Source organism: Psychrobacillus sp. (genome assembly GCF_032154225.1).
Lineage (GTDB): Bacteria > Bacillota > Bacilli > Bacillales_A > Planococcaceae > Psychrobacillus.
In genome coordinates this window covers 51,199-72,151 of record NZ_JALDYF010000004.1, presented here as the reverse complement: position 1 = coordinate 72,151, position 20,953 = coordinate 51,199, and the positions used below count along the sequence as shown (strand labels likewise).

23 protein-coding genes are annotated in these 20,953 nt (G+C 36.6%); 2 read left to right on the top strand and 21 right to left on the bottom strand.

Features of this window, described 5'->3' with window-relative positions; genetic code table 11:
- Nucleotides 1-23: 23 nt before the first annotated feature.
- Together RUH95_RS07790 and RUH95_RS07785 are read right to left on the bottom strand one after the other, a co-directional pair.
- Nucleotides 24-614: a hypothetical protein gene (locus RUH95_RS07790; protein ID WP_313892288.1), complete on the bottom strand. Its 591-nt coding sequence runs from the start codon at nucleotides 612-614 to the stop codon at nucleotides 24-26.
- Between the two features lie 114 nt (nucleotides 615-728).
- Nucleotides 729-1,487 (bottom strand): class I SAM-dependent methyltransferase, encoded by a 759-nt coding sequence (locus RUH95_RS07785; RefSeq protein WP_313892287.1) that lies wholly within the window; start codon nucleotides 1,485-1,487, stop codon nucleotides 729-731.
- A 249-nt stretch (nucleotides 1,488-1,736) separates the two neighbouring features.
- Between RUH95_RS07785 and RUH95_RS07780 the strand changes: the two genes are divergently transcribed.
- Nucleotides 1,737-1,961, top strand: coding sequence for a hypothetical protein (locus RUH95_RS07780; protein ID WP_313892286.1), 225 nt, complete (start codon nucleotides 1,737-1,739; stop codon nucleotides 1,959-1,961).
- Between the two features lie 25 nt (nucleotides 1,962-1,986).
- On the opposite strand, the gene RUH95_RS07775 is transcribed toward RUH95_RS07780, so the two are convergent.
- From RUH95_RS07775 to RUH95_RS07755, 5 genes are all read right to left on the bottom strand, one after another.
- Nucleotides 1,987-2,586 (bottom strand): hypothetical protein, encoded by a 600-nt coding sequence (locus RUH95_RS07775; RefSeq protein WP_313892285.1) that lies wholly within the window; start codon nucleotides 2,584-2,586, stop codon nucleotides 1,987-1,989.
- Nucleotides 2,558-3,643, bottom strand: a complete 1,086-nt coding sequence (locus RUH95_RS07770; protein WP_313892284.1) for a metallophosphoesterase — start codon at nucleotides 3,641-3,643, stop codon at nucleotides 2,558-2,560. Before RUH95_RS07770 ends, RUH95_RS07775 begins: the two co-directional genes overlap by 29 nt.
- A gap of 119 nt (nucleotides 3,644-3,762) precedes the next feature.
- Nucleotides 3,763-5,136 carry an argininosuccinate lyase gene (gene argH / locus RUH95_RS07765; protein ID WP_313892283.1) on the bottom strand — a complete coding sequence of 458 codons (1,374 nt, stop codon included), beginning with the start codon at nucleotides 5,134-5,136 and terminating at the stop codon, nucleotides 3,763-3,765.
- Nucleotides 5,133-6,341, bottom strand: coding sequence for an argininosuccinate synthase (locus tag RUH95_RS07760; RefSeq protein ID WP_313892282.1), 1,209 nt, complete (start codon nucleotides 6,339-6,341; stop codon nucleotides 5,133-5,135). The genes argH and RUH95_RS07760 overlap by 4 nt, the downstream gene beginning before the upstream one ends.
- 119 nt (nucleotides 6,342-6,460) lie before the next feature.
- Nucleotides 6,461-7,264, bottom strand: coding sequence for a polyphosphate kinase 2 family protein (locus RUH95_RS07755; protein WP_313892281.1), 804 nt, complete (start codon nucleotides 7,262-7,264; stop codon nucleotides 6,461-6,463).
- A 127-nt stretch (nucleotides 7,265-7,391) separates the two neighbouring features.
- Here RUH95_RS07755 and RUH95_RS07750 point away from each other — a divergent pair, with 127 nt between their 5' ends.
- Complete coding sequence (locus RUH95_RS07750) at nucleotides 7,392-8,411, top strand: NADH:flavin oxidoreductase/NADH oxidase (RefSeq protein ID WP_313892280.1); 1,020 nt, start codon at nucleotides 7,392-7,394, stop codon at nucleotides 8,409-8,411.
- 29 nt (nucleotides 8,412-8,440) lie between these two features.
- Here the strand turns inward: RUH95_RS07750 and RUH95_RS07745 are convergent, their stop codons facing one another.
- From RUH95_RS07745 to RUH95_RS07680, 14 genes are all read right to left on the bottom strand, one after another.
- Nucleotides 8,441-9,082 (bottom strand): hypothetical protein, encoded by a 642-nt coding sequence (locus tag RUH95_RS07745; protein WP_313892279.1) that lies wholly within the window; start codon nucleotides 9,080-9,082, stop codon nucleotides 8,441-8,443.
- Between the two features lie 77 nt (nucleotides 9,083-9,159).
- Nucleotides 9,160-9,753 (bottom strand): hypothetical protein, encoded by a 594-nt coding sequence (locus tag RUH95_RS07740; protein WP_313892278.1) that lies wholly within the window; start codon nucleotides 9,751-9,753, stop codon nucleotides 9,160-9,162.
- 46 nt (nucleotides 9,754-9,799) lie between these two features.
- Nucleotides 9,800-10,711, bottom strand: coding sequence for a GNAT family N-acetyltransferase (locus RUH95_RS07735; protein WP_313892277.1), 912 nt, complete (start codon nucleotides 10,709-10,711; stop codon nucleotides 9,800-9,802).
- A 173-nt stretch (nucleotides 10,712-10,884) separates the two neighbouring features.
- Nucleotides 10,885-11,442 carry a histidine phosphatase family protein gene (locus RUH95_RS07730; RefSeq protein WP_313892276.1) on the bottom strand — a complete coding sequence of 186 codons (558 nt, stop codon included), beginning with the start codon at nucleotides 11,440-11,442 and terminating at the stop codon, nucleotides 10,885-10,887.
- 132 nt (nucleotides 11,443-11,574) lie between these two features.
- A complete protein-coding gene (gene hpaD, locus RUH95_RS07725; protein WP_313892275.1) occupies nucleotides 11,575-12,558 on the bottom strand; it encodes a 3,4-dihydroxyphenylacetate 2,3-dioxygenase in 984 nt (327 codons plus the stop codon).
- A 21-nt stretch (nucleotides 12,559-12,579) separates the two neighbouring features.
- The gene (gene hpaE, locus RUH95_RS07720) at nucleotides 12,580-14,073 is read right to left on the bottom strand and encodes a 5-carboxymethyl-2-hydroxymuconate semialdehyde dehydrogenase (protein ID WP_313892274.1); all 1,494 of its coding nucleotides are present in this window, start codon (nucleotides 14,071-14,073) and stop codon (nucleotides 12,580-12,582) included.
- Nucleotides 14,074-14,106: 33 nt separating this feature from the next.
- A complete protein-coding gene (hpaI, locus tag RUH95_RS07715) occupies nucleotides 14,107-15,030 on the bottom strand; it encodes a 2,4-dihydroxyhept-2-ene-1,7-dioic acid aldolase (RefSeq protein ID WP_313892273.1) in 924 nt (307 codons plus the stop codon).
- Nucleotides 15,031-15,052: 22 nt separating this feature from the next.
- Nucleotides 15,053-15,523, bottom strand: coding sequence for a flavin reductase family protein (locus tag RUH95_RS07710; protein ID WP_313892471.1), 471 nt, complete (start codon nucleotides 15,521-15,523; stop codon nucleotides 15,053-15,055).
- A 222-nt stretch (nucleotides 15,524-15,745) separates the two neighbouring features.
- Nucleotides 15,746-17,227, bottom strand: coding sequence for a 4-hydroxyphenylacetate 3-monooxygenase, oxygenase component (hpaB, locus tag RUH95_RS07705; protein ID WP_313892272.1), 1,482 nt, complete (start codon nucleotides 17,225-17,227; stop codon nucleotides 15,746-15,748).
- A 25-nt stretch (nucleotides 17,228-17,252) separates the two neighbouring features.
- The gene (locus RUH95_RS07700) at nucleotides 17,253-17,648 is read right to left on the bottom strand and encodes a 5-carboxymethyl-2-hydroxymuconate Delta-isomerase (protein ID WP_313892271.1); all 396 of its coding nucleotides are present in this window, start codon (nucleotides 17,646-17,648) and stop codon (nucleotides 17,253-17,255) included.
- Nucleotides 17,649-17,667: 19 nt separating this feature from the next.
- Nucleotides 17,668-18,426, bottom strand: coding sequence for a fumarylacetoacetate hydrolase family protein (locus RUH95_RS07695; RefSeq protein ID WP_313892270.1), 759 nt, complete (start codon nucleotides 18,424-18,426; stop codon nucleotides 17,668-17,670).
- Nucleotides 18,386-19,096: a fumarylacetoacetate hydrolase family protein gene (locus tag RUH95_RS07690; RefSeq protein ID WP_313892269.1), complete on the bottom strand. Its 711-nt coding sequence runs from the start codon at nucleotides 19,094-19,096 to the stop codon at nucleotides 18,386-18,388. The genes RUH95_RS07695 and RUH95_RS07690 overlap by 41 nt, the downstream gene beginning before the upstream one ends.
- Before the next feature lie 26 nt (nucleotides 19,097-19,122).
- A complete protein-coding gene (locus RUH95_RS07685) occupies nucleotides 19,123-19,920 on the bottom strand; it encodes an ABC transporter ATP-binding protein (RefSeq protein ID WP_313892268.1) in 798 nt (265 codons plus the stop codon).
- Nucleotides 19,898-20,947 (bottom strand): ABC transporter permease, encoded by a 1,050-nt coding sequence (locus tag RUH95_RS07680; protein ID WP_313892267.1) that lies wholly within the window; start codon nucleotides 20,945-20,947, stop codon nucleotides 19,898-19,900. The genes RUH95_RS07685 and RUH95_RS07680 overlap by 23 nt, the downstream gene beginning before the upstream one ends.
- Nucleotides 20,948-20,953 lie beyond the last annotated feature (6 nt).

Here is a 20,953-nt window from a genome sequence, read left to right as displayed (position 1 = left end):
ACACAGGGACATACACAACTAAACTAATCCTCCCAGTAAAAAATAGCATCCATAACTAAGTACTCTTTCGGTCTACGATAAATCGTTGAAATTTTCGTTTGAAAAGGCAATGGTTGAATAATGTTTTCAGCATCTAATAGGTCATAATCAAACTCTTTTAAAGCTTGTTTCAATTTTTCTGCAATTGTTTGGAATCTTCCGCTTAAATATAAACGATTTGGACCGCTTAATATGGAACTATATGCCCCACCAACTTTTTCGTTCGTTTCGATAAGAATTTTTTTATATCTAGTATCTTCTCCAATGATTGCTACAGATGCCAAACGGCAAATATCAATAATAATCCCTTCTGTCTTTAACTCTCGCCGACCATTTTTCTCTTCGACGACAAGTACATTTTCTTTTTGATAGCAAAAAAATTCAACGAAGGAAGCATACCCACTGCCAAAATGCTTCCACTCTGCTTCACATACTAAATTAGGAATGCGGTTTATCCTATAAAGTAACCGTCTAATATGCGCTTCAATTTCTTGCTCATTATTTGTATCATACGGGAACTTGTTTCCAACGATTTTTCCTTCAATAAGGTCTTGCAATTGTTCATTAGAAAACATACACGAAACACCTCTCCATTTTGAGAATGGTTCCCCCTCTGTCGCACACAGGGATATACAACCATTCCAACTAAAACATTTTAGTAAAATGTTTTAGTTGGATTATTGTTATACTTACTTATTGTTTTGCGCAACAATCATAAATCTGTGCTCAAAACTCTCAATATAGCCATGTTCCAATAAGATTTTTTGTAATTTACATAGTCTATCAAAACAACTATCTACAGTAAAACCAGGGAATTCCCATTCCATAATTTTGGCATAAAAAACAATAGCTCCAACATCTAAAAAGCGTTGAAAAGGAAAATATTCATTTTCAAATAGAATAGTAAATCCTTCTGTTATAAATTTTTCCGTTTCATTATCTAATAAAAGATCTGGATATAGAGATATGAAGTCAGGAATCAATTCTTTTGAAAGGAACTCATTATTTTTCCCACCGACCTGTTGAGTAACAAATACACCAGTCGGTTTTAATATCCGCTTTATTTCGCTGATACTGTAGGATTCATGGCGATTGATAATAATATCAAATGTATCATCTTCGAAAGGTAATTCCTCATCCTCAAAAACTTGCTTCACACATATACCAAGTGGCTCCAACTTTTCTTTGCAGATCTTCACATTTGGTTCCCACGCTTCGGTTACAGATGTATTTTCATAGGAATGACCTAATGCTAATAAAAATTCTCCTCCGCCCGTTCCCATATCCAGCAATTCCGAATCTGGGTTTAAGTAACTCATTACACACTTTTTATAATCCCATGGAGTTTCTTCTTCTTTCCAACGTCCATCTAAATGAGTAAAATCCCATCCTTTAAAACTTTCTTTTTCTTCTAGTACCCATTTCTTTTTTAACTCTATAAGATTCATATTTACTGCTCCTTTTCATCAATTAATATTGAAAATGGTGCAGTATATCTAATAGCTTATCCTTCACCTCGGTACAATCTGCTATCAGATTATTACTGCACCGAGCAGTTTTCTCGTGTCGTCCTCTTCACAGAGTCCACATCCTTTCAATTAATGTAGCTGGTAAGTTAAATTATATTCCAAAGTTCTAAATCTCCAACATTATCATAAAATAAGTAGATTCTATCTTGATAATAAGGAGGAAAAATAATGTTTTCTATTCATTTTTTTGAAAACAATGCGAGAATATTTAATCAAGCTTTGAGACAAATTCCTACAGTCGATGAGGATATTAGAATTAAAGGTCGCAAGGGAAAAATTATTAATGTAATAGAGATGGAAGAAAACGTTTATCATGTACATGTCGAGTTTGAAAAAGTCGTTGATAAACATGCAGCTGCCATGAAAGAATTTGGGAAGAAGAAAAAGAGATAATCATCCGCACCTCTTCCCTGCATCATTAGTAGTGCTCTAATGCTATTTCATATGTCAAAACTTTATCAGATGCATCTAGCCAAATGACTAGGTACTCATTATCAATAGGTATGAGTAACCGGCCAGATCCAAGATTATATACAACTTTGCTCTTCTCAATAAGATATTTTGTCTCATCTGGAGCACCTAATAAATTCACAATATTTTCTTTTGACTGGCCAATTAGTTCATTTTCATTCAAAAAATCATCCACCATATAGGCTCTATCCGTGGGGGAATTCTCCCATCTATCGGCTACAAAATTGGATTCATATTCGTATATTCCTAAAGCAATTACACAATAAAGAGAAGGAACTAAACTGAGCCATGCTACAGCTAAAATAGCGCGCCTCACAGATTGTTCCTTCTTTAAATTTGTGTATTTCCATATAACTGCTAGAAATAATAGAAACAAACCTAATGGAGCAAGACTCGCTGTTACACTTATTACACTGTAGGTAGAATGGAAAGTAGAGATGAAAATAATTAGACCAAAATAAATGACCATATACATAAAAATACTAAATAGAAATAAATAATAGATTACATTGCTCTTTTCATAAACAACTTTTTGGTATCCATCCAACTTCTCCAGTCCCCTTTTTCACAAGACTAAACCCCTCGCAATCGTTATCAATAATCCATACTTGTTCACTTTGTGTAACAGATAAAAAAGTTGTACTTAGATCTGTCTTGCATCGTATTGATTCACTATCTGTTAGTAGGTACTCATTTTTAATCCATTGTTCTATTCCTAAGTTACTGTTTTTACAAAGAGTAAAATACTCCTCTTTTTTTATTGTTTGCATTTCGTAATTCGGATATGTCACCGTGCCTAATCGGTCGGTTGAATCGATATGCTCTGTTCGAACAATCATTTCGTAAGCCAAGTCATCCACATATGTATAAGAATAGTTGTTATTTTCGATAATTAAAGCATTCAATTGTCCGTCTTTTTTTATTTGATTTCCGCCGTCTAATGCAATCACCTTTTTATCCAAATCGATGACAGGATTATGTGAACTTGTTAGTGTCGCTCGGTAATTAACGACTGGCCAGTGCCCTACGATAACGGTTTTATTTGCTATATGATCTTTTTCATAAAATGCATCTGTATGTAGAGCAAAGCTTTCTTCTGTTTCATGCCAATCTTCTATGTTTTCAATACCCGCATGAATAACGATAAAAGCCTCTGTTTCATAAGCAATTGGCAATGAATCTATCCAATTCAGTTCATTATGAAAATGCTGGCGATAGAAATGACCGATTTCCTTTAAATTGGTGAAATCTTCTTTTGTTTTACTTTGTTTTTCTAGCATTTCATTTAAAATTGAATGCTTTTGCCTGTTCATGTACGCCATAATTCCTGCACTCTCATCAAAAACATCACGATGGAGAACATCGCAATTACCTTTTGTTACAAAAACTCTATCAGATTGTTCACATAAATTTTGTACAAACTCAACTACTTCTAAACTTTTCGGACCTTTTTCACAAAGATCACCGTTGATAAACAAATAATCATCTATTGTATAATGTAATTTGTTTAATAATTTCTTGAAAAGCTTTAAATTTGCGTGTATGTCTGAAATAACTATGGAACGTTTTGTTTTATCTAATTGGACTTGCCTTACGTCAATCATTAACTCATCTCCAGAATAGTGTGTAAATTCTTATCTAGTATACCAAATGATACATCCTAAATATACCATTTAAAAAAACCGTAAACAGCTCACATTTCTATGAGTGTTTACGGTTTTTATTATGCTAAGCTTTTTTTAGCTTCTTCGATTTGAATGATAACTTGGTCAAAACCTGTACCGCCAAGAGAATTTCTTCTTCTCACTGCAGCTAAAGGAGACAATACATCGTAAATATCAGATTCGATTAAGTTGCTCGCTTCTTGAAGGTCCCCTAATGGTAAATCTAATAAGAAATAGTTACGTTGAATGCATAAGAATACAAGTTTTCCTGTTACTTCATGTGCTTCACGGAACGGAAGTCCTTTTGCAGCAAGATAATCAGCAAGTTCCGTCGCATTTGAAAAGTCTTTGTGCACAGTGTCATGCAGACGTTCTTTATGAACAGTCATTGTACGAACCATACCTTCAAATATTTTCAACGAGCCAACAATTGTATGCACGGTATCGAACATACCTTCTTTGTCTTCCTGCATATCTTTGTTATATGCGAGAGGCAAACCTTTAATCACCGTAAGTAAGCCCATAAGATTCCCATAAACACGACCTGTTTTTCCTCGGATTAACTCAGCCATATCTGGATTTTTCTTTTGTGGCATAATGCTTGAACCAGTAGAGAATGAATCATCTAATTCAATAAAGTTAAATTCCGAGCTAGACCATAAAATAATTTCCTCTGCAAATCGTGATAAATGTGCCATTAACATCGAAGAATTACTTAAAAATTCTAAAATGAAATCTCGATCACTTACTGCATCCATACTATTTGCGTATACATTTGCAAATCCAAGATACTCTGCAGATAGTTTACGATCAATCGGGAAAGTCGTCCCTGCTAGTGCACCTGCTCCAAGTGGAGAAATATCGATACGTTTCATCGAATCTTTGAAACGATCTTTATCTCTATCTAGCATCCAGAAATACGCCATTAAGTGATGAGCAAAAGAGATTGGCTGCGCACGTTGTAAATGCGTATACCCTGGTGCAAGCGTTTCTACATGTGCTTCTGCTTGCACAACTAATGTTTGCTGGAATAACTCAATTAACTCAATAATTTCTAACACTCTGTTTTTCAAAAATAAATGCATATCTGTTGCAACTTGATCGTTTCGACTGCGCCCAGTGTGTAATTTCCCACCAACTGGACCGATTAAATCGATCAACATTTTTTCTAGGTTTAAATGAATGTCTTCATTTGCTACTAAAAATTCTAATGCATTGTCTGCAGCTAGTTTCTTTAATTGCTCTAAGCCACCTAGAATTTGTTGCACGTCTTCTTGAGGCAAAATTTCGCATGTCCCAAGCATTTTTACGTGCGCAACGCTGCCATCTAAATCTTCCATTACTAATGTTTGGTCAAAACCAATGGAAGCTCCAAATTCATCTACCCATTGTTCCGCAGATTTTTGAAATCTTCCTCCCCAAAGTTTGGTCATGCTTTCACCTTCTCTGCTCCCTTATTCACCATTGCGTGAACTTTTGTTGGAAGACCCCAAAGCTCGATAAAACCAACTGCTGAAGCATGGTTAAATTCATCTTCTGCTGTATATGTTGCCAATTTTTCATTATATAAAGAGTTTGGTGATTTGCGTCCTTCTACAATCGCATGTCCTTTGAATAGTTTCACGCGAACTGTGCCATTCACATACACTTGTGTTTCTTTTAAGAATGCTTCTAGTGCAGTTCTCAGTGGAGAGAACCAAAGTCCTTCATAAATAAGTTCTGTTAATTTTTTCTCGATTACTGGTTTGAAATGAGCAAGTTCTTTTACTAATGTAATATCTTCTAATTCCTTATGAGCAAGTAAAAGTGTATGTGCTCCTGGAATTTCATATACTTCACGAGATTTAATACCAACAAGACGGTTTTCGATATGATCGATACGACCAACTCCGTGCTTCCCAGCTAAATCATTTAATTTTAGAATTAATTCGTATAAAGGATACTTCACGCCATCGATTGAAACTGGTACACCTTGTACAAATTCAATTTCGATTACGTCTGCAGTATCAGGTGCATCTTCTAATGCAACTGTTAAGTCATATGCATCAGCTGGTGGTGTTGCCCAAGGATTTTCTAAAATACCACATTCACTTGCACGTCCCCAAAGGTTTTGGTCGATTGAAAACGGGCTATCCAAATTAATTGGAATCGGAATATTTTTTTCTTTTGCATATGCAATTTCTTCTTCACGGCTCCAGCTCCACTCACGAACTGGTGCAATAACTTCTAAATTAGGATTTAGTGCATTGATTGAAACTTCGAAACGGACTTGGTCATTTCCTTTACCAGTACAGCCATGAGCTACTGCTGTTGCGCCAGTTTGTTCCGCAATTTCCACTAATTTTTTAGAAATTAACGGTCGTGATAATGCAGATACAAGTGGATACTTCCCTTCATACCATGTATGAGCTTGTAACGAAATTAATGCATATTCATTAGCAAACTCTTCTCGTGCATCAATCATATAACTTTCTACGGCACCGACTTCTATTGCTTTGTTTTTGATGAATTCCAAATCTTTTCCTTCACCTACATCTAGACACACTGCAACAACGTCATATCCTTCATCTTTTAACCACGTAATTGCAACGGATGTATCTAGTCCACCTGAGTATGCTAAAACAACTTTTTTATTCATTTTATATTCCTCCAATGTATTATTATGCGTTTTTTAAGTATTAATATACATAATGTATCATGGGGAATGTATAATTACAACTAATAATTTATTAAAATACAAATAAAAACGAATTACTCTTACTCTTTCGATTCTTCTATTAAGGTGTCATCCACTTGTTCTTGTGTAATCACTTCAGAAATTAGCGTATATGTAATACCACGTTTATCTAGCTGATGTTCAATTTCATTAATCGTATTTTTGAGTACTGCAATGCGAGCGTGTAATTTATCGTCTCCATGTACTAAAAACCAAGGAGCATGTCCTGTATTTGTTTTTTCAAACATATCGTCCGCTGCATTCATATACCCATCATATTTTTCACGATTGCGCCAATCCTCATCTGTAAGCTTCCACATTTTATATGGATCTGTTTTGCGTTCGACGAATCGTTTCAGCTGTTCTTCATTGGACACATGTATCCAATGTTTTATGACAATATATTTTTCACTAGTAAGTGCTTTTTCAAAGCTATTAATTTCTTTATATGATCGTTTCCATTCGTCTTTTGTAGCTAAGTTTTCAATTCTTTCTACAAGTACTCGACCGTACCAAGAGCGATCGAAAATTCCTACTTGGCCATGCTGCGGAAGCTTTCTCCAAAAGCGTTGTAAATAATGATGGCGAAGCTCATGCTGTTGCGGAGCTGAAATTGGATGCACAATATAGCCACGTGGGTCTAGTCTTTGGGTTAGTCGCTTTATAGCTCCACCCTTGCCAGCAGCATCCATTCCTTCAAAAACTAATACTAAGGCAATCTTTTCGTCCAAAAGTGTTTGTTGCAAACTTAGCAAATGATATTGTAATCCTTTTAATTCTTTCTTATACTCTTTTTTCGAATTTGCGTATGTTTTAACTTCTAATTGATTTAAAGATTTTACCATCAATATTCCTCCATTTTTATTTTTATTATACCTAATATTCTGATAGATCAGTATTTTTTGAAATATAATACACTATAATTGATTCTCCAATTAAAATCCAAGATAATAGACAAAAGGAGTGTATTACATGTCTCATTTATTTTCACCGTATTCGATTAAAGGATTAGAATTAAAAAACAGAGTAGTTATGGCGCCAATGTGCCAATATTCCGTAGAAGCAAAAGACGGTATTCCAAATGACTGGCATTTCGTTCATTATGTTTCCCGTGCTATCGGAGGTGCAGGACTTATTCTTGTGGAGATGACGGATGTTCATCCAGATGGAAGAATTTCAGATTTCGATTTAGGGTTATGGTCAGATGAACATATTCCTGCGTTTGAACGAATCGTAAAAGAAGTTCATAAATATGGTGCGAAAATCGGGGTACAAATTGCACATGCAGGCAGAAAAGCGGAAGATGCTATTCAACCAGTGAGTTCTTCCAATATTCCAGTTGATGAAACGTGGAAGGAACCAAGAGCCCTAACGACAGATGAAGTAAAAGAAATGATCGAAAACTATAAAAAAGCGGCAAAAAGAGCAGTTACAGCTGGGTTTGATACAATTGAACTTCACGCAGCACATGGCTATTTAATTCATCAGTTTCATTCGCCAGCGATAAATAATCGAACAGATGAGTATGGACAGGACTTATCTAAATTTGGAGTAGAAATAGTGAAGGCAGTGAAAAGTGTTATGCCAAAAGACATGCCACTACTGCTTCGTATATCTGCAATTGAATATATGGATGGTGGGTATGAACTTGCTCATTCATTAGAAATTGCCCAAAAGTACAAAGAAGCCGGAGTAGACGTTTTCCACATATCAAGTGGCGGTGAAGCCCCTCCAGGTAAATTAAAACCTAAATATGCTCCAGGCTATCAAGTTCCATTTGCACTAGCATATAAGGAAGCATTAAATGTGCCTGTAATTGCGGTTGGAGTTTTAGATGATCCTCACCTTGCAGAGAAAACACTTGTTGATGGAGATGCTGAGTTAATAGCTATAGGACGTGGCATGTTGAAAGACCCGTATTGGAGCCTCCATGCAGAAGCAACACTTACTGGAAAAGTAGAAGCACCAGTGCAGTATAAAAGAGGTTTTTAAATTTTGGATAAGAAAATCCACCTTGCAACTTATAAGGTGGATTTTTTTGGATTATTTAAATCCTTCGCTTTCAAATAAGCATGATTTGCAGTTGCCCACAATCCACTTTCTTGCGGATGCAACGGTTTATTATAAGGGCTTTTCTTTTTCTTCTTAATATTTAGTTCATCATTTGGCTTGTCTTTATATTCCTTTGTAGAAGTGTACTCTTTTACAGAATCTTGGATTTGATTAGAACGAGTTAGTGCATCGCCTGAAGTTCCACTTCCAGCTGTCTTCCTAATAGCATTAATCGCAAGCATGGAAGCATGCCTTGTAGTTGTTTTTGTACGAGCTGCACGCATCATCATCTCATTTTGCTGACGCTCAGCCGAAACTCGGATTACACGCTCTACGTTTTCTGGGGCAGCTTTCATCAAATATTGGATTTCTTCAGGAGAAAGTTTTTTACCAGAGTTAAACTTACTTAAAATTCTTTGAGCCCTTGGGTTGCCTTCACCAGTTTTTTTCTTCGCTTCTTGCATTTCAGAAATTTGTTGTAACACTTTTTTTCGTTCTTCAGCTTGTACTTCCTTTACCGTTTTTTTCTCAACCGGAGCTTCTTCATCCGTTTTCGTTGGACTTTTTGGTAAAGTATACTGGGCCACATTTGGACTAAATTGAATATTCACTATAAATCACCTCCATCTCTATTTGTTATATCGGAGGAAAGAGATAATATTGTATTCTAATGAACAATTCATTATTTTCACTCCAAATCTATTATTACCACAAGTCCAGTCGGATTTTCTTTCATTAGACTTTCATACTCTTTAAAAACAAATTTGAGCCCAGACGTATCAGCAGGCAGAGGAGGTGAAACTACAAAGTCATGACTGAAACGACCTTCTGACCCTCCCGCACCAGTCGCTCGACAATCATATTCTTCACTAATATACAATTCTAAAGAACTATGATTATGATGAAATCCAGTTGCTGAATAATCTTCCGCATTCCAATCAACATTAAGATGTACAACACTAGCATTCTCATATTGTCGGATATACGTAATTGAATAGAAGCGTTCAGCTACTTCTGCTGATTTCAAAACAGGTAAATGCCCCTTAAATCCTTTTGGTTCAACACGCGTCTTAAAAAAATCCGCCATTTTTATTGTTCCAAAGATTGCAGTTAAATAATCTTCGTAAAGATCATATTTTAAAGCCCAGTTTGAAATAATATCATCCGATGGCGAACTTGGGTTATTAGTTGAAATGTCTATACGCTGTTTTAGTAATATACAAATTTGTTCATCTATAGAAAAAAGGTTCTCATCATACTCTACAATTGGCTCTTGTTTCATAGTTTTGCTCCTTTGGGTTTAATTGCGGATAACACTTATCTTCTTTTTAAGTATGAGATAACATCGGAAACATTAGTTTATTGTCTTCAAAGAGCTCGCTTTTATTGGCCATAACCATAAGAGTAGAGTCTTCTTCTTTAAATAGGCTTAGTTCATAATCTTCACAGTTAGTAGGCATGAATTGTAAAGTCACACTTGTTGTCTGCTCCATTGCTAAGGCATTTATCACATCGTCGATTTCTATTTCTCTAATTGCGAAAATATCATACAAGATCAACGTATTTTCTTCATACGCAGCAACAACAATCGCATTTAAATTTTCTATATAATAGAGGTTTTCTTTAAAGCTGAACAACTCAAAGTAATTGCAATAAAACATAACTAAACCAGCGTTATCTTGCATGGAAATTTTAAATAGAGAAACTGCATTTTTTGTTGTTTCATAAAGTAATTTTAAGTCACTTATATTATCTATATCCATTTTACGAACTGGATAGGAATTGCTGATTTTCGACACTCTTTTACTTGCCTCATATTCATTTACAGGTACAAATCCAAACATTGGGTAAAAATCGATAACGCTATCATTCGCAAACAAATAGATCAAATCGCATTTGCTTTCCCATTCGTTTAGAACCTTTTCCATTAAAGCTCGACTTAATCCTTGATGTCGATAATGTTCGTCGGTCATTACAGTACCTAACTGAACAAATTGTTTCTTTTTCCCTAGAACGATAAAATCTATTACATTTACTGTGATATGTGAAACTACCTTCTCATTATGTAACAAAGAATATAACATACAATTGTCTTGCCAATATCCACTTTTATACCAGTTTTCAAAATCAAAATGATACATTTTTTGCACAAGCGAGTTAAAATCACCTCGTATTTCGTCGTCATGTTTATAGTGCGATATGAACCTATAACTTTTTTCTTTTATGAATATATTATCCATCTATACATTCCCTTTGTTTTTATTTTTTGTATTCGTAATGAAGTACAACAAATTGATTGAAGTGTTTAACATCTTTTAAGGAAATTCCAAATGCAGATCATCTTCTTTAAATAGTGGTATACCCGCCCCTATTAAAGTTGGTGCCATTGTAAGTATCAGTTCATCTACTAACTTTAGCTCGTTGGGAGAATTACTCCACCGGTAATATTGAATTTATATACATTATAATCAGCGTTATTTGATGAAAACCTCAATATATTCCCGTCTTCTGGCATACCTTCGAAATAAGAGCCAATACAACCAGTCGTGCATCTATGTCCAGATAGGAAAATGTTTAAATCGCTATTCCCATATTTAGCTTCAATTTCTTGCATGAATAATAAAACTCTTTTCATATAGCTACGAATATCTTCAACACCTTTATAAACGGTTGAATCAGGAACTAATCCTACTAGTTTTACTTCCTCTTTTTTTAATCTGTCAGCTTCACCTAAATCAATGACATCCAGTCTTGAATCAATTATTGCTTTTAGACCGGTTGCTATCTCTGCTGTTTGAATAGCCCTTTCTTGAGGTGAGGAAAATACATAATCGAATTTAATATCCTTCAACTTTTCTCTTAGAAATTCTGCTTGCTCTATACCAGTTTCATTTAACGGTAGTCCCAATCTTCCTTGAAGTCTTCCTTCTTTATTCAAATCTGTTTGGCCATGCCTTATTACATAAATCATTACTGCAATCTCTCCATTCTACTCTAACCTTTTTATATTTCTCCAACGTCCACTAAAACACCTCTTTTTCCCCATTATTTCTGGATATATAAAAACCCCAACAAAAACTTTCGTTGGGGGTTAGTCTAATGTTTAAGCTAAAATTTTTGGTTTTCTTTGTTCCAAAAGTGGTTCTTTACACTCTATTTCTTCCCCTGTTTCAATATCAATAAACGTACTTGTTTCATTAAACCAACAATCAGGTGCTTTATGTCCCCAGAATGTTTGGCGTAGCGGGTCATTTAAATCCCATCGCTTCGGTTTTAAATCTGGGTCGCTTGTTAAATAATCGCCCGTATAAAGCTCTATACGATGACCATCAGGATCTCTCAAATAAAGGAAGAAAGCATTGGATAGTCCATGACGCCCAGGTCCACGTTCAATTGAATCGGCATATCCCATACTAGCTAGAACATCACAGCAATCAAGTACACTAAGTCGGTCTGACAGCGTATAGGCAAAATGATGAAGTTTTGGTCCTGGGCCACTCATGAATGCCTGATCATGGACAGTCGGCTTTCGAAAAAGCCACGCTGCCCACAAGTCTCCATCTTCTGTGTCCGTATACTCCGAACAGGAGAAACCTAAGTGCTTAACAAAAAAGTCATAAGCTTTTTGAACATCTGGTACTGCACAGTTCACATGATCAATTCGCTGTATTTTTGCACCTGAGTACAGGTCATAACGCTGTAACATCCGATCCACCGTTGTCATTTCCGCAAAAAACTCTAAAGGAATGCCCGAAATATCGTGGACTCGAAGGGTTCTTCCCATTGCATGTTGTTGCCCTTTTGGCATCCATTTTGTTTTTAGTCCTTGTGCAATAAAAAGCTTTTCAATCTCATCAAGATCCTGTTCTTTTTCTACTTTGTAACTTAGTACTTCCACAACCGCCTTATCTGCTTTTTTCAATAGTAAACTATGATGGGAGTGTTCCTCTAAACCTCTTAAATATATATGATTTTCATCACTTTCTGTTTCAATCATGCCTAATCCATCCACATAAAACTTACGGGATGCTTGCAAATCCAATACATGAAGAACAGTTCTTGCGATTCGAATGATTGAAAAGTTCATCAAGTCTCACCATACTTTCATCTATTTTTTCCCGAATTGCTGTATCCGATGATCTGCAATTGAAACGTGAATGATTTTCTGCTCCGTATAAAAACCAAAGCCGTAATGCCCACCCTCTCTTCCGATTCCAGAAGATTTAGAACCTCCAAATGGTGTTCTTAAATCACGTACATTTTGAGCATTCACCCAAAGCATTCCAGCCTCCACTTTATGTGCAACACGGTGACCTCGTTTTATATCGTTCGTCCACACATAACCCGCAAGGCCATAATCGATATCATTTGCAAGCTTAATAGCTTCTTCCTCATCTTTAAAAGTCATAACAGTTAATATCGGACCGAAGATTTCTTCTTGTGCAACACGCATATGATTTTCGGCATTTAAAATAAGAGTTGGAGCGACGAAGTTCCCTTTAGCAACTTCTATCGGGATAGCCCCACTAATGACTTCTGCACCTTCTGCTTCAGCAATTTCTAAGTAACCATTGACTTTACTATAATGCCCTTTATCAATAAGAGGTCCTACTTCTGTATTTCCATCCAGCGGGTCTCCCACTTTAATATTCGCGACACGTATTTTTAAAGCATCAATAAATTTATCTTTGATCCCTTCTTGTATGAACAAGCGAGAATTTGCCGTACAACGTTCCCCGTTAAAAGAAAATATACCCCATACACATGCATCTAGCGCTCGCTCGAAATCAGCGTCTTCAAAAACGATAATTGGTGATTTCCCACCAAGCTCCATTGAACAGCTTTTCAATGTATCAGCACTATTTTTTATAATTGTTGAACCTGTTTTTGTTTCTCCAGTAAATGAAATAAGCTGCACATCAGGATGTTTTACAAGTGCATCTCCCGCTATTTCACCGTAGCCATGTACAACATTGAAAACTCCTTTTGGGAGATCTGCTTTATGAATAATTTCCGCTAATAAGTTAGCTGAAAGCGGAGAAAGTTCCGCTGGCTTTAACACAACAGTATTCCCAGTTGCTAGTGCTGGTGCTACTTTCCATGTTTCTAACATAAATGGAGCATTCCATGGAGTGATTAATCCTGCAACTCCTACAGGTACATTGATTGTGTAGTTGATAAATTCATCATCTACTTGATAGGCATCTCCAACTAAACGATTTTCTACCATTCCAGCATAAAAACGAAAGTTATCGGAAGCGCGACTCACCATATTTCTAGTTTGACTAATCGGAAGTCCCGTATCAAGTGATTCTAAATAAGCTATTTTTTCAATTTCTTCATCTATCAGATCCGCAATACGATAAATATATTCCATTCTTTTAGTAAGCTTCATCGTTTTCCAAGGACCGTTGTCAAAGGCTTCTCGTGCGGCCGCAACTGCTTTATTAATATCATCTGCTTGCCCTTCAGCAACTTCATTAATCTGCTCATTTGTAAACGGATTTATATTATTCATCGTCATTCCACTTAAAGATGGCGTAAATTCACCATTTATATATAGCAATATATTCTTTTGTGTTTCATGTTTGGTAGATACCATATATCTCACCTATTTTCTTATTAAAATTTGTGATTACTTTACAACTGTTTCCCTAGATAAAATAGCAAGCTCAATTAGGGACTCTCGCACTTCTTCCTGTATTGCAGCAGATGGTAATCCTAAAGGCAATCTTAGTTTAGGTGTAATTTTCCCCATCATGCCTAGCGCTACTTTAACTGGCGCAGGATTCGTATCTCTGAAAAGTGCATCGTTCAGTGGCATTAATTCGAAGTGAAGGTCTTGTGCTCGTTTCACGTCTCCCTCTTCCCATGCATTGTATAGTTCTGCTACCTTTGCCGGCTCCACATTTGCTGTTGCACTAATAAAACCAGCACCGCCAATAGCAAGCATTGGGTAACAAAGTAGTTCAATTCCTGAGAACAGTAAGAAATCTCTTCCACAGTTTAGAAGCACACGATTTACATGTTCAAAATCTTTATTTGCTTCTTTTACACCAATAATATTCGGACAATCGTGGGCTAGGCGTTTCATCGTACTAACTTCCATATTGACTGCCGCTCGACCAGGTATATTGTAAATAATAATTGGAATTTCCACAGAATCTGCTACCGTTTTAAAATGCTGATAAAGTGCCTCTTGATTAGGTTTATTGTAGTAAGGTACAATTACCATCGCAGCATCAGCACCAATTTCTTCTGCGAATTTCGTTAGCTCCATTGTTTCATCATGATTGGTAGTCCCTGTACCTGGCGCAAAAAAGACACGTCCATCTATTGTCTCTTTCGCTAGACTCATAACTCTCTTTCTTTCATCAATCGTTAAAGAGCTCGGTTCGCCACTTGTGCCTGTTACCGAAATTCCATGACTTCCACTTTCAATTTGCCAATTGATCAATTCCACAAATGTTTTTTCATCGATTGCACCACTTTTGGTAAATGGTGTAATAACAGGACAGATGGAACCACGTAACTTCTTTTTAGCTTCTTCATATGCCAATAGGATCTACTCCTTCTAAAATTTATTCGGATAGTTCTTTTATTTCCCTATACTTTCCTTGGCTAAATAATAAAGGATCTTTTTGCTCCAGTTTAACGCCCGTAACGTGACCAATAAAAATCGTATGATCTCCAACAACGTGTTCGCTATGCAGTTCACATGTTACAACTGCCAATGCATCTTCTAAAATTGGTAGACCTTTATAGGATGCGAACATAATTTCAGTTTGTGAATGAAGTTGGCCAGCAAATTGCTTCGACTCATTTTGTTGCTTGGAGGATAAGATGTTAATAGCAAATTGCTTTGAATCTTTTATAAATTGATGCATATTTGCTTTTTCTCCTATACTAATTGCGACAAGTTTTGGACTTAGAGAAACGGACATAAAGGCATTTGCAGTCATTCCATGTACCTCTTTAGCAACTTCGGTTGTAATGACAGTTACACCTGTTGCAAAACTGCCCATCACATTTCGAAATAAACGGTCATCAATCTCATGGTCTACATACTGCATTACTCATTCTCCTTTCGACTATCATTCATCTGTTAAGAAAAGTGCAATCACCCATTATGTTTATATTCTTTTTTCTTTCAAGATAGATATCTGAAAAAATGGTTGATTTCCGCTATAGCGGGCGCTTGGAACGGAATCCTAGTCTAGAGGTCTATGATTACCGCATTCATGACATATAAGATTTATATACATTCTTTTCATTTAAAATATGCCCGCTTCTTTCTTTGATCTATTTAAAAAGTTAGTAACCATGTCTTTATAAGGTTGCTTATCAAATCCATCGTAATAAGCATTCGACATTCTTACTGGATCACCAAAGAAATAATATTCATAGAGTGCTTGTCGATTACCAAATGCACTAATAGAAATATCCCAAGCTAAGCGGAATAGCTGTACTTTTTCTTCCCCGTTAATATTTGCACCTTGTGTGTAGCGATGAACTAATGGGCCAACATCTGTATTGCTAAAGTCGGCTTCAGTTGGAAGTGCCATCAAACCTGAAGCACCTAATATCTTGATAATTTCATTCATGCGTTGATACATTTTTGGGAACCAGTTACGCGCTGCATTTAACGGCTCAAAGTCAGGAGTCATATTACCATATTGATCGATTTTTGCATTATGCTCCGATTTGTATAAATGGGAACGCATCACTTCTAAAATAACCATGATTTCACTAGCTTTTTCTTTCACATGCATAAATTGATCAATAGCAATTGCTTCCATCATGCTAATAACAACACCTAAAATGAATTCCGTTTTGACGATATTTTTAGAAATAACTTGATGCGTCATATGGATAACTGCATTTGTTTCGGAATAAGTTCGATTACATATATTTGTACTTTCACACACAAAAATTCTTTCCCATGGAACAAGTACGTCTTCAAATGAAATAATTGCATCACTTTCATCAAACCTAGCGCCTAATGGGTGATCCCACTTACTTTTGCCATAGTCGAAGGATTCACGTGATAAGAATTTTAAGCCTGGTGTGTTATTTGGAATTGCAAACGCAAAAGCAAATGGATCATCTGTAGTTCCAGGCGTTCTATTAATAGTAGAAGGAAATACGACGAGTTCATCCGTAATACCACCTAATGTCGCTAAAAGACGACAACCATTCACAATTATGCCATCTGATGTTTTTCTCGTAATGCGTGCGGAGAGAAAAGGATCTTTTTGTTCTGCTTGCGTTAGCATCGACCTATTCACCTGAGGGTGGATTAATGTATGTGTTAAACTAATATCATTTTCACGCGCATACTCATAATAGTTTGCAGCATTTTTAGCAAATTGATCACTTCCGCCCCCTTCTTGCGCAAAAAATTGGCTTGCTGTACCGAATGCCATAATACTTGTATTCAAATAGTCAGGAGAACGTCCCATCATACCTCCAGAAAAAGTCGCCCATTCCATATGCATTTCGCGTCTTTTGAACAAATCCTCTTTTGTTTTTGGTGCGATAAAGGAAAGCCCTACTTTTTCACCAGACGTTGGTGAGGTATACAGCATTTTATCTGGTTTTTCGTGCTGTAAATCAAACAGTCCCGCTACGCTTTCTACTACATTTTTAAAAGCTGGATGCACCGTGACGTCGTTCACTTTTTCACCGTGGATCCACACTTCTGTCTTTCGATTTTTAATACCATCTATATATTCTTTCCCAGTTCGAGCTCCCATTATTTTCCCTCCACCACAAGTTGATTTAATTTTCAAATATTTTAAATCGTGCGTGAATATTATTTTGTTTATAAGTACCTTCTTCATTAAATTCGATTAATTCCATTGATAATGCTAAGTATCGTTGTGACATTAATGACGAAAAATGTTCTTTCATCACTTCGAATAAAGCACCACATACTTCTTTTTTTATTTCCTTTGAACGCCCAGCTGCTATTTTCAATACTGCATGGACGAAAGCATCTTCCTCCGTACCATCTGCCACTCGGTACTCCTTTAGCTCAATTGCTCTCGAACGAAGTCCACCAATTGGGAAAACAGTATTTCTTGTTATAAGAACTTGATGAATTTCCTCCAATAACTTGGCTATATTCGCTTCGTCTTTAATGTTATCTGTGTACTCCACAATAAAATGCGGCAAGTCCATTCCTCATTTCACACTATCTTTTTGTAAAAGATTCTTCTCCGATAATCGTATTTATTAATCGTCCAATACCCTCTACTTCCGTAATAACAACATCCCCTACTACAGTATTAACAGATCCTTTAGGAGTACCTGTTAGAATGACATCATTTTCACTCAATGTTAAAAAGCTACTTAAATATTCAATGAGTGAAGGAATATCAAATATCATATCTGCCGTAGTTCCTTCTTGAACGAGTTCTCCGTTTACGTATGTTGTCAATCTTAAGTTCATTGGATCCACAACATCCGCCCTATCAACTATCCATGGACCGAATGGTGTACATGTATCTCGATTTTTCACACGTAAGTTTGGGCGGTAATAGTTTTCCAAGTAGTCCCTGATTGCATAATCATTTGCTACACTGTACCCTTTTACATATTTGTAGGCATTTTCTTTTTTGACGTTTTTAGCTGTATCTCCTATGATTACAACCAGCTCACATTCATAGTGCATATACGTGGCATCAGCTGGCCTCCGAGTGTACGCTTGATGGCCTATAAATGTATTTGGTCCTTTTAAAAAGACAATAGGTTCTGATGGAGCATTAAATGAAAGTTCTGCTGCATGATCCGCATAGTTAAGTCCCAGTGCAAATACTGTACGCGGCTCGATTGGCGTAAGCCAGGTTACACTGTTTTCTTCTACTATTCGGCCATCGTCTAATTTGAGCTGTCCTTGCCATTCAACCGCTTCATGGATGGCACCCCCATACGCTACTCTTGCTTGTCTCATATTGTCCCACCTCTATTTCATCCAAAATAACATTTTCTAAACTACCAATACCTTCTATTTCAATTCTGACTTTATCTCCAACTCCTGCTTGTGGTGCATTTTCAGGAACACCAACGAGCAATACATCTCCTGGATTTAACGTCATGAACTCCGTGACATCTGCAAGCAACTGAGGAATCGAACGTATTAAATTGCAAGTTGAATTTTCCTGTCGAAGTTCATCATTCACGTATACACGAATGGCTAAATCATCTGGATTTTTCACTTCACGACTGTCAATAATCCATGAACCTATTGGACAAAACCCATCTCGTGCATTAAATGGAACCGGTGGACGATAAACGCTATCATGAGGCACACTAACATCGTTAACAATCGTATAGCCACACACATAACTAAGTGCAATTTCTTCCTCTATAAAAGAAGCTTTCCGTCCTATTACTACCCCAAGTGCCGCCCCCATTGTCAATTTTGAAACCCCTACTGGCATAGGAATTGGTGCATGATGACAATTGAAAGTGTTGCGTGGTTTAATATAAAGTACAGGGGCAATTGGAGGTGAATTATACGGTTTATGTTGGATAGCATCGCCCATCTTTTCAAGCGCCCCTTTGTAATTGAGCAGCGTGCCATAAACTGTCCCTAACATCTCCATTTTTACGTTGTTCATGCCTCTCACTCCTTAAGTTGCTAGGTTTATACGGATAACAACGCTTTATCACTCGTTAGTTTTTCACCACGAATGCGTTGGAATTCGTCCATTAGTTTAGGAATTGTTAGCTTCTTTTTTTCATCTTCCTCGATTTCTAAAATTATTTGTCCTTTATCCATCATAATAAGCCTGTTTCCTAGGTCTAACGCTTGCTGCATATTATGGGTGATCATTAGTGTTGTAAGCTGATCTTTTTCCACTAATTGCTTTGTTAAATTGGTAATCAACTCTGCTCTCGACGGATCTAATGCAGCAGTGTGCTCGTCCAGTAGTAAAATAGATGGTTGTGTAAAGGTAGCCATCAATAAAGAAAGTGCTTGCCTCTCTCCTCCAGATAGCATTCCTACTTTTGCATTTAGTCGATTTTCAAGATTTAAATGAAGCGTTTCAAGTGAAATACGGAACAATTCACGCCGCTTCTTGTCCACGCCTTTCTTTAATTGGCGTTTTTTGTTTCGAGAATAAGCCATCGCTAAATTTTCTTCAATTGTCATCGAAGGTGCCGTCCCTGCCATTGGATCTTGAAATACCCTTCCAATCATTTGTGAACGTTTATATTCCGGCATTTTTGTAACGTTCTTATTAGCAATTTCAATCTCGCCAAAATCAGGAGAAAGGGCTCCAGAAATCATATTCAACATCGTTGATTTTCCAGCACCATTGCTTCCAATCACAGTCATGAAATCTCCAGGATTTAACGTAAGATTTATTTGATCCAGAGCCACTTTTTCATCTGGTGTTGCTTCATTAAATAATTTATTAATCTGACTGAGCTTTAACAACGGAATTCCCTTCCTTCATTAGCAGATGTTCATGCTCTACTAAACGTTCAGCATGACGCTTAGCTTTTCTTCTTTTATCTCGATTCTTTTCAAGGTACTGCGGCAAAATCAATGCACAAATTACAATAACAGCTGTGATTAATTTCATATCTCCTGTATCTAGCAAGTCCACTCTAAGCGCAAGGGCGAGTACAATTCGATAAATAATAGCTCCTGCAATTACGGCAAATGTTGTTCGTAAAATCGTTTTCGTCCCAAATATTGCTTCCCCAATAATGACAGATGCCAGCCCGATAATAATCATTCCTATTCCCATTCCGATATCAGCAAACTTTGCATACTGAGCAATTAATGCTCCAGAAAAAGCAACAAGGGCATTTGAAAATCCAAGACCAATAATAACTAATGTGTCTGTATTAGCAGATAAGCTTCGAATCATTTTTTTATTATCACCAGTAGCTCTTATCGCAAGACCTACTTCGGTTTTCAAAAACCAATCGACAATAAATTTAATGATTAAAACAATGATTAGCATGATGAACAATGTACCCCAGGTGGAAGGTAAATGTTGAACTCCTAGCATGCTGAAAAAATTATTAATTGCTTGGTCAATACCTGTGCGGCTCCAAATCGTTTGAAACTGAATAAATAATGTTTCTGCATTCAATAAAGGAATATTCGGACGACCGATAGAATTCTCTGTTGTCAGACCCATTATCCGCAAATTAATAGAATACAAGGCAATCATCATTAAAATTCCAGATAGAAGCGCATTGATTTTCCCTTTAGTATGTAGGAGGCCGGTTACACATCCAGCAAGAAAACCGATGACTATGGCAACCGCCGTAGCAGCTGCCGGATGATATCCTAAGACAATCATCGTAGCAGCAACTCCAGCTCCTGTTACAAAACTCCCGTCAACCGTTAAATCTGGAAAATCTAGCACTCGAAATGATAAATACACTCCAAGTGCCATAATTGCATAGATGATTCCTTGCTCTACAGAGCCAAATACTGCTGCAAACATGAAGAA

Bases quoted from the DNA above. Each gene is read 5' to 3' on its own strand.
- RUH95_RS07755 (WP_313892281.1), bottom strand. From the start codon at position 7,264: ATGGTAAAATCTTTAAATCAATTAGAAGTTAAAACATACGCAAATTCG.
- RUH95_RS07735 (WP_313892277.1), bottom strand. From the start codon at position 10,711: ATGGATAATATATTCATAAAAGAAAAAAGTTATAGGTTCATATCGCAC.
- RUH95_RS07750 (WP_313892280.1), top strand. From the start codon at position 7,392: ATGTCTCATTTATTTTCACCGTATTCGATTAAAGGATTAGAATTAAAA.
- RUH95_RS07740 (WP_313892278.1), bottom strand. From the start codon at position 9,753: ATGAAACAAGAGCCAATTGTAGAGTATGATGAGAACCTTTTTTCTATA.
- RUH95_RS07730 (WP_313892276.1), bottom strand. From the start codon at position 11,442: ATGATTTATGTAATAAGGCATGGCCAAACAGATTTGAATAAAGAAGGA.
- RUH95_RS07770 (WP_313892284.1), bottom strand. From the start codon at position 3,643: ATGATTGACGTAAGGCAAGTCCAATTAGATAAAACAAAACGTTCCATA.
- RUH95_RS07790 (WP_313892288.1), bottom strand. From the start codon at position 614: ATGTTTTCTAATGAACAATTGCAAGACCTTATTGAAGGAAAAATCGTT.
- hpaE (WP_313892274.1), bottom strand. From the start codon at position 14,073: ATGGTATCTACCAAACATGAAACACAAAAGAATATATTGCTATATATA.
- RUH95_RS07785 (WP_313892287.1), bottom strand. From the start codon at position 1,487: ATGAATCTTATAGAGTTAAAAAAGAAATGGGTACTAGAAGAAAAAGAA.
- hpaD (WP_313892275.1), bottom strand. From the start codon at position 12,558: ATGAACTTTTCAATCATTCGAATCGCAAGAACTGTTCTTCATGTATTG.
- RUH95_RS07760 (WP_313892282.1), bottom strand. From the start codon at position 6,341: ATGAATAAAAAAGTTGTTTTAGCATACTCAGGTGGACTAGATACATCC.
- RUH95_RS07680 (WP_313892267.1), bottom strand. From the start codon at position 20,947: ATGTTTGCAGCAGTATTTGGCTCTGTAGAGCAAGGAATCATCTATGCA.
- RUH95_RS07780 (WP_313892286.1), top strand. From the start codon at position 1,737: ATGTTTTCTATTCATTTTTTTGAAAACAATGCGAGAATATTTAATCAA.
- argH (WP_313892283.1), bottom strand. From the start codon at position 5,136: ATGACCAAACTTTGGGGAGGAAGATTTCAAAAATCTGCGGAACAATGG.
- RUH95_RS07690 (WP_313892269.1), bottom strand. From the start codon at position 19,096: ATGAACAACGTAAAAATGGAGATGTTAGGGACAGTTTATGGCACGCTG.
- RUH95_RS07695 (WP_313892270.1), bottom strand. From the start codon at position 18,426: ATGAGACAAGCAAGAGTAGCGTATGGGGGTGCCATCCATGAAGCGGTT.
- hpaB (WP_313892272.1), bottom strand. From the start codon at position 17,227: ATGGGAGCTCGAACTGGGAAAGAATATATAGATGGTATTAAAAATCGA.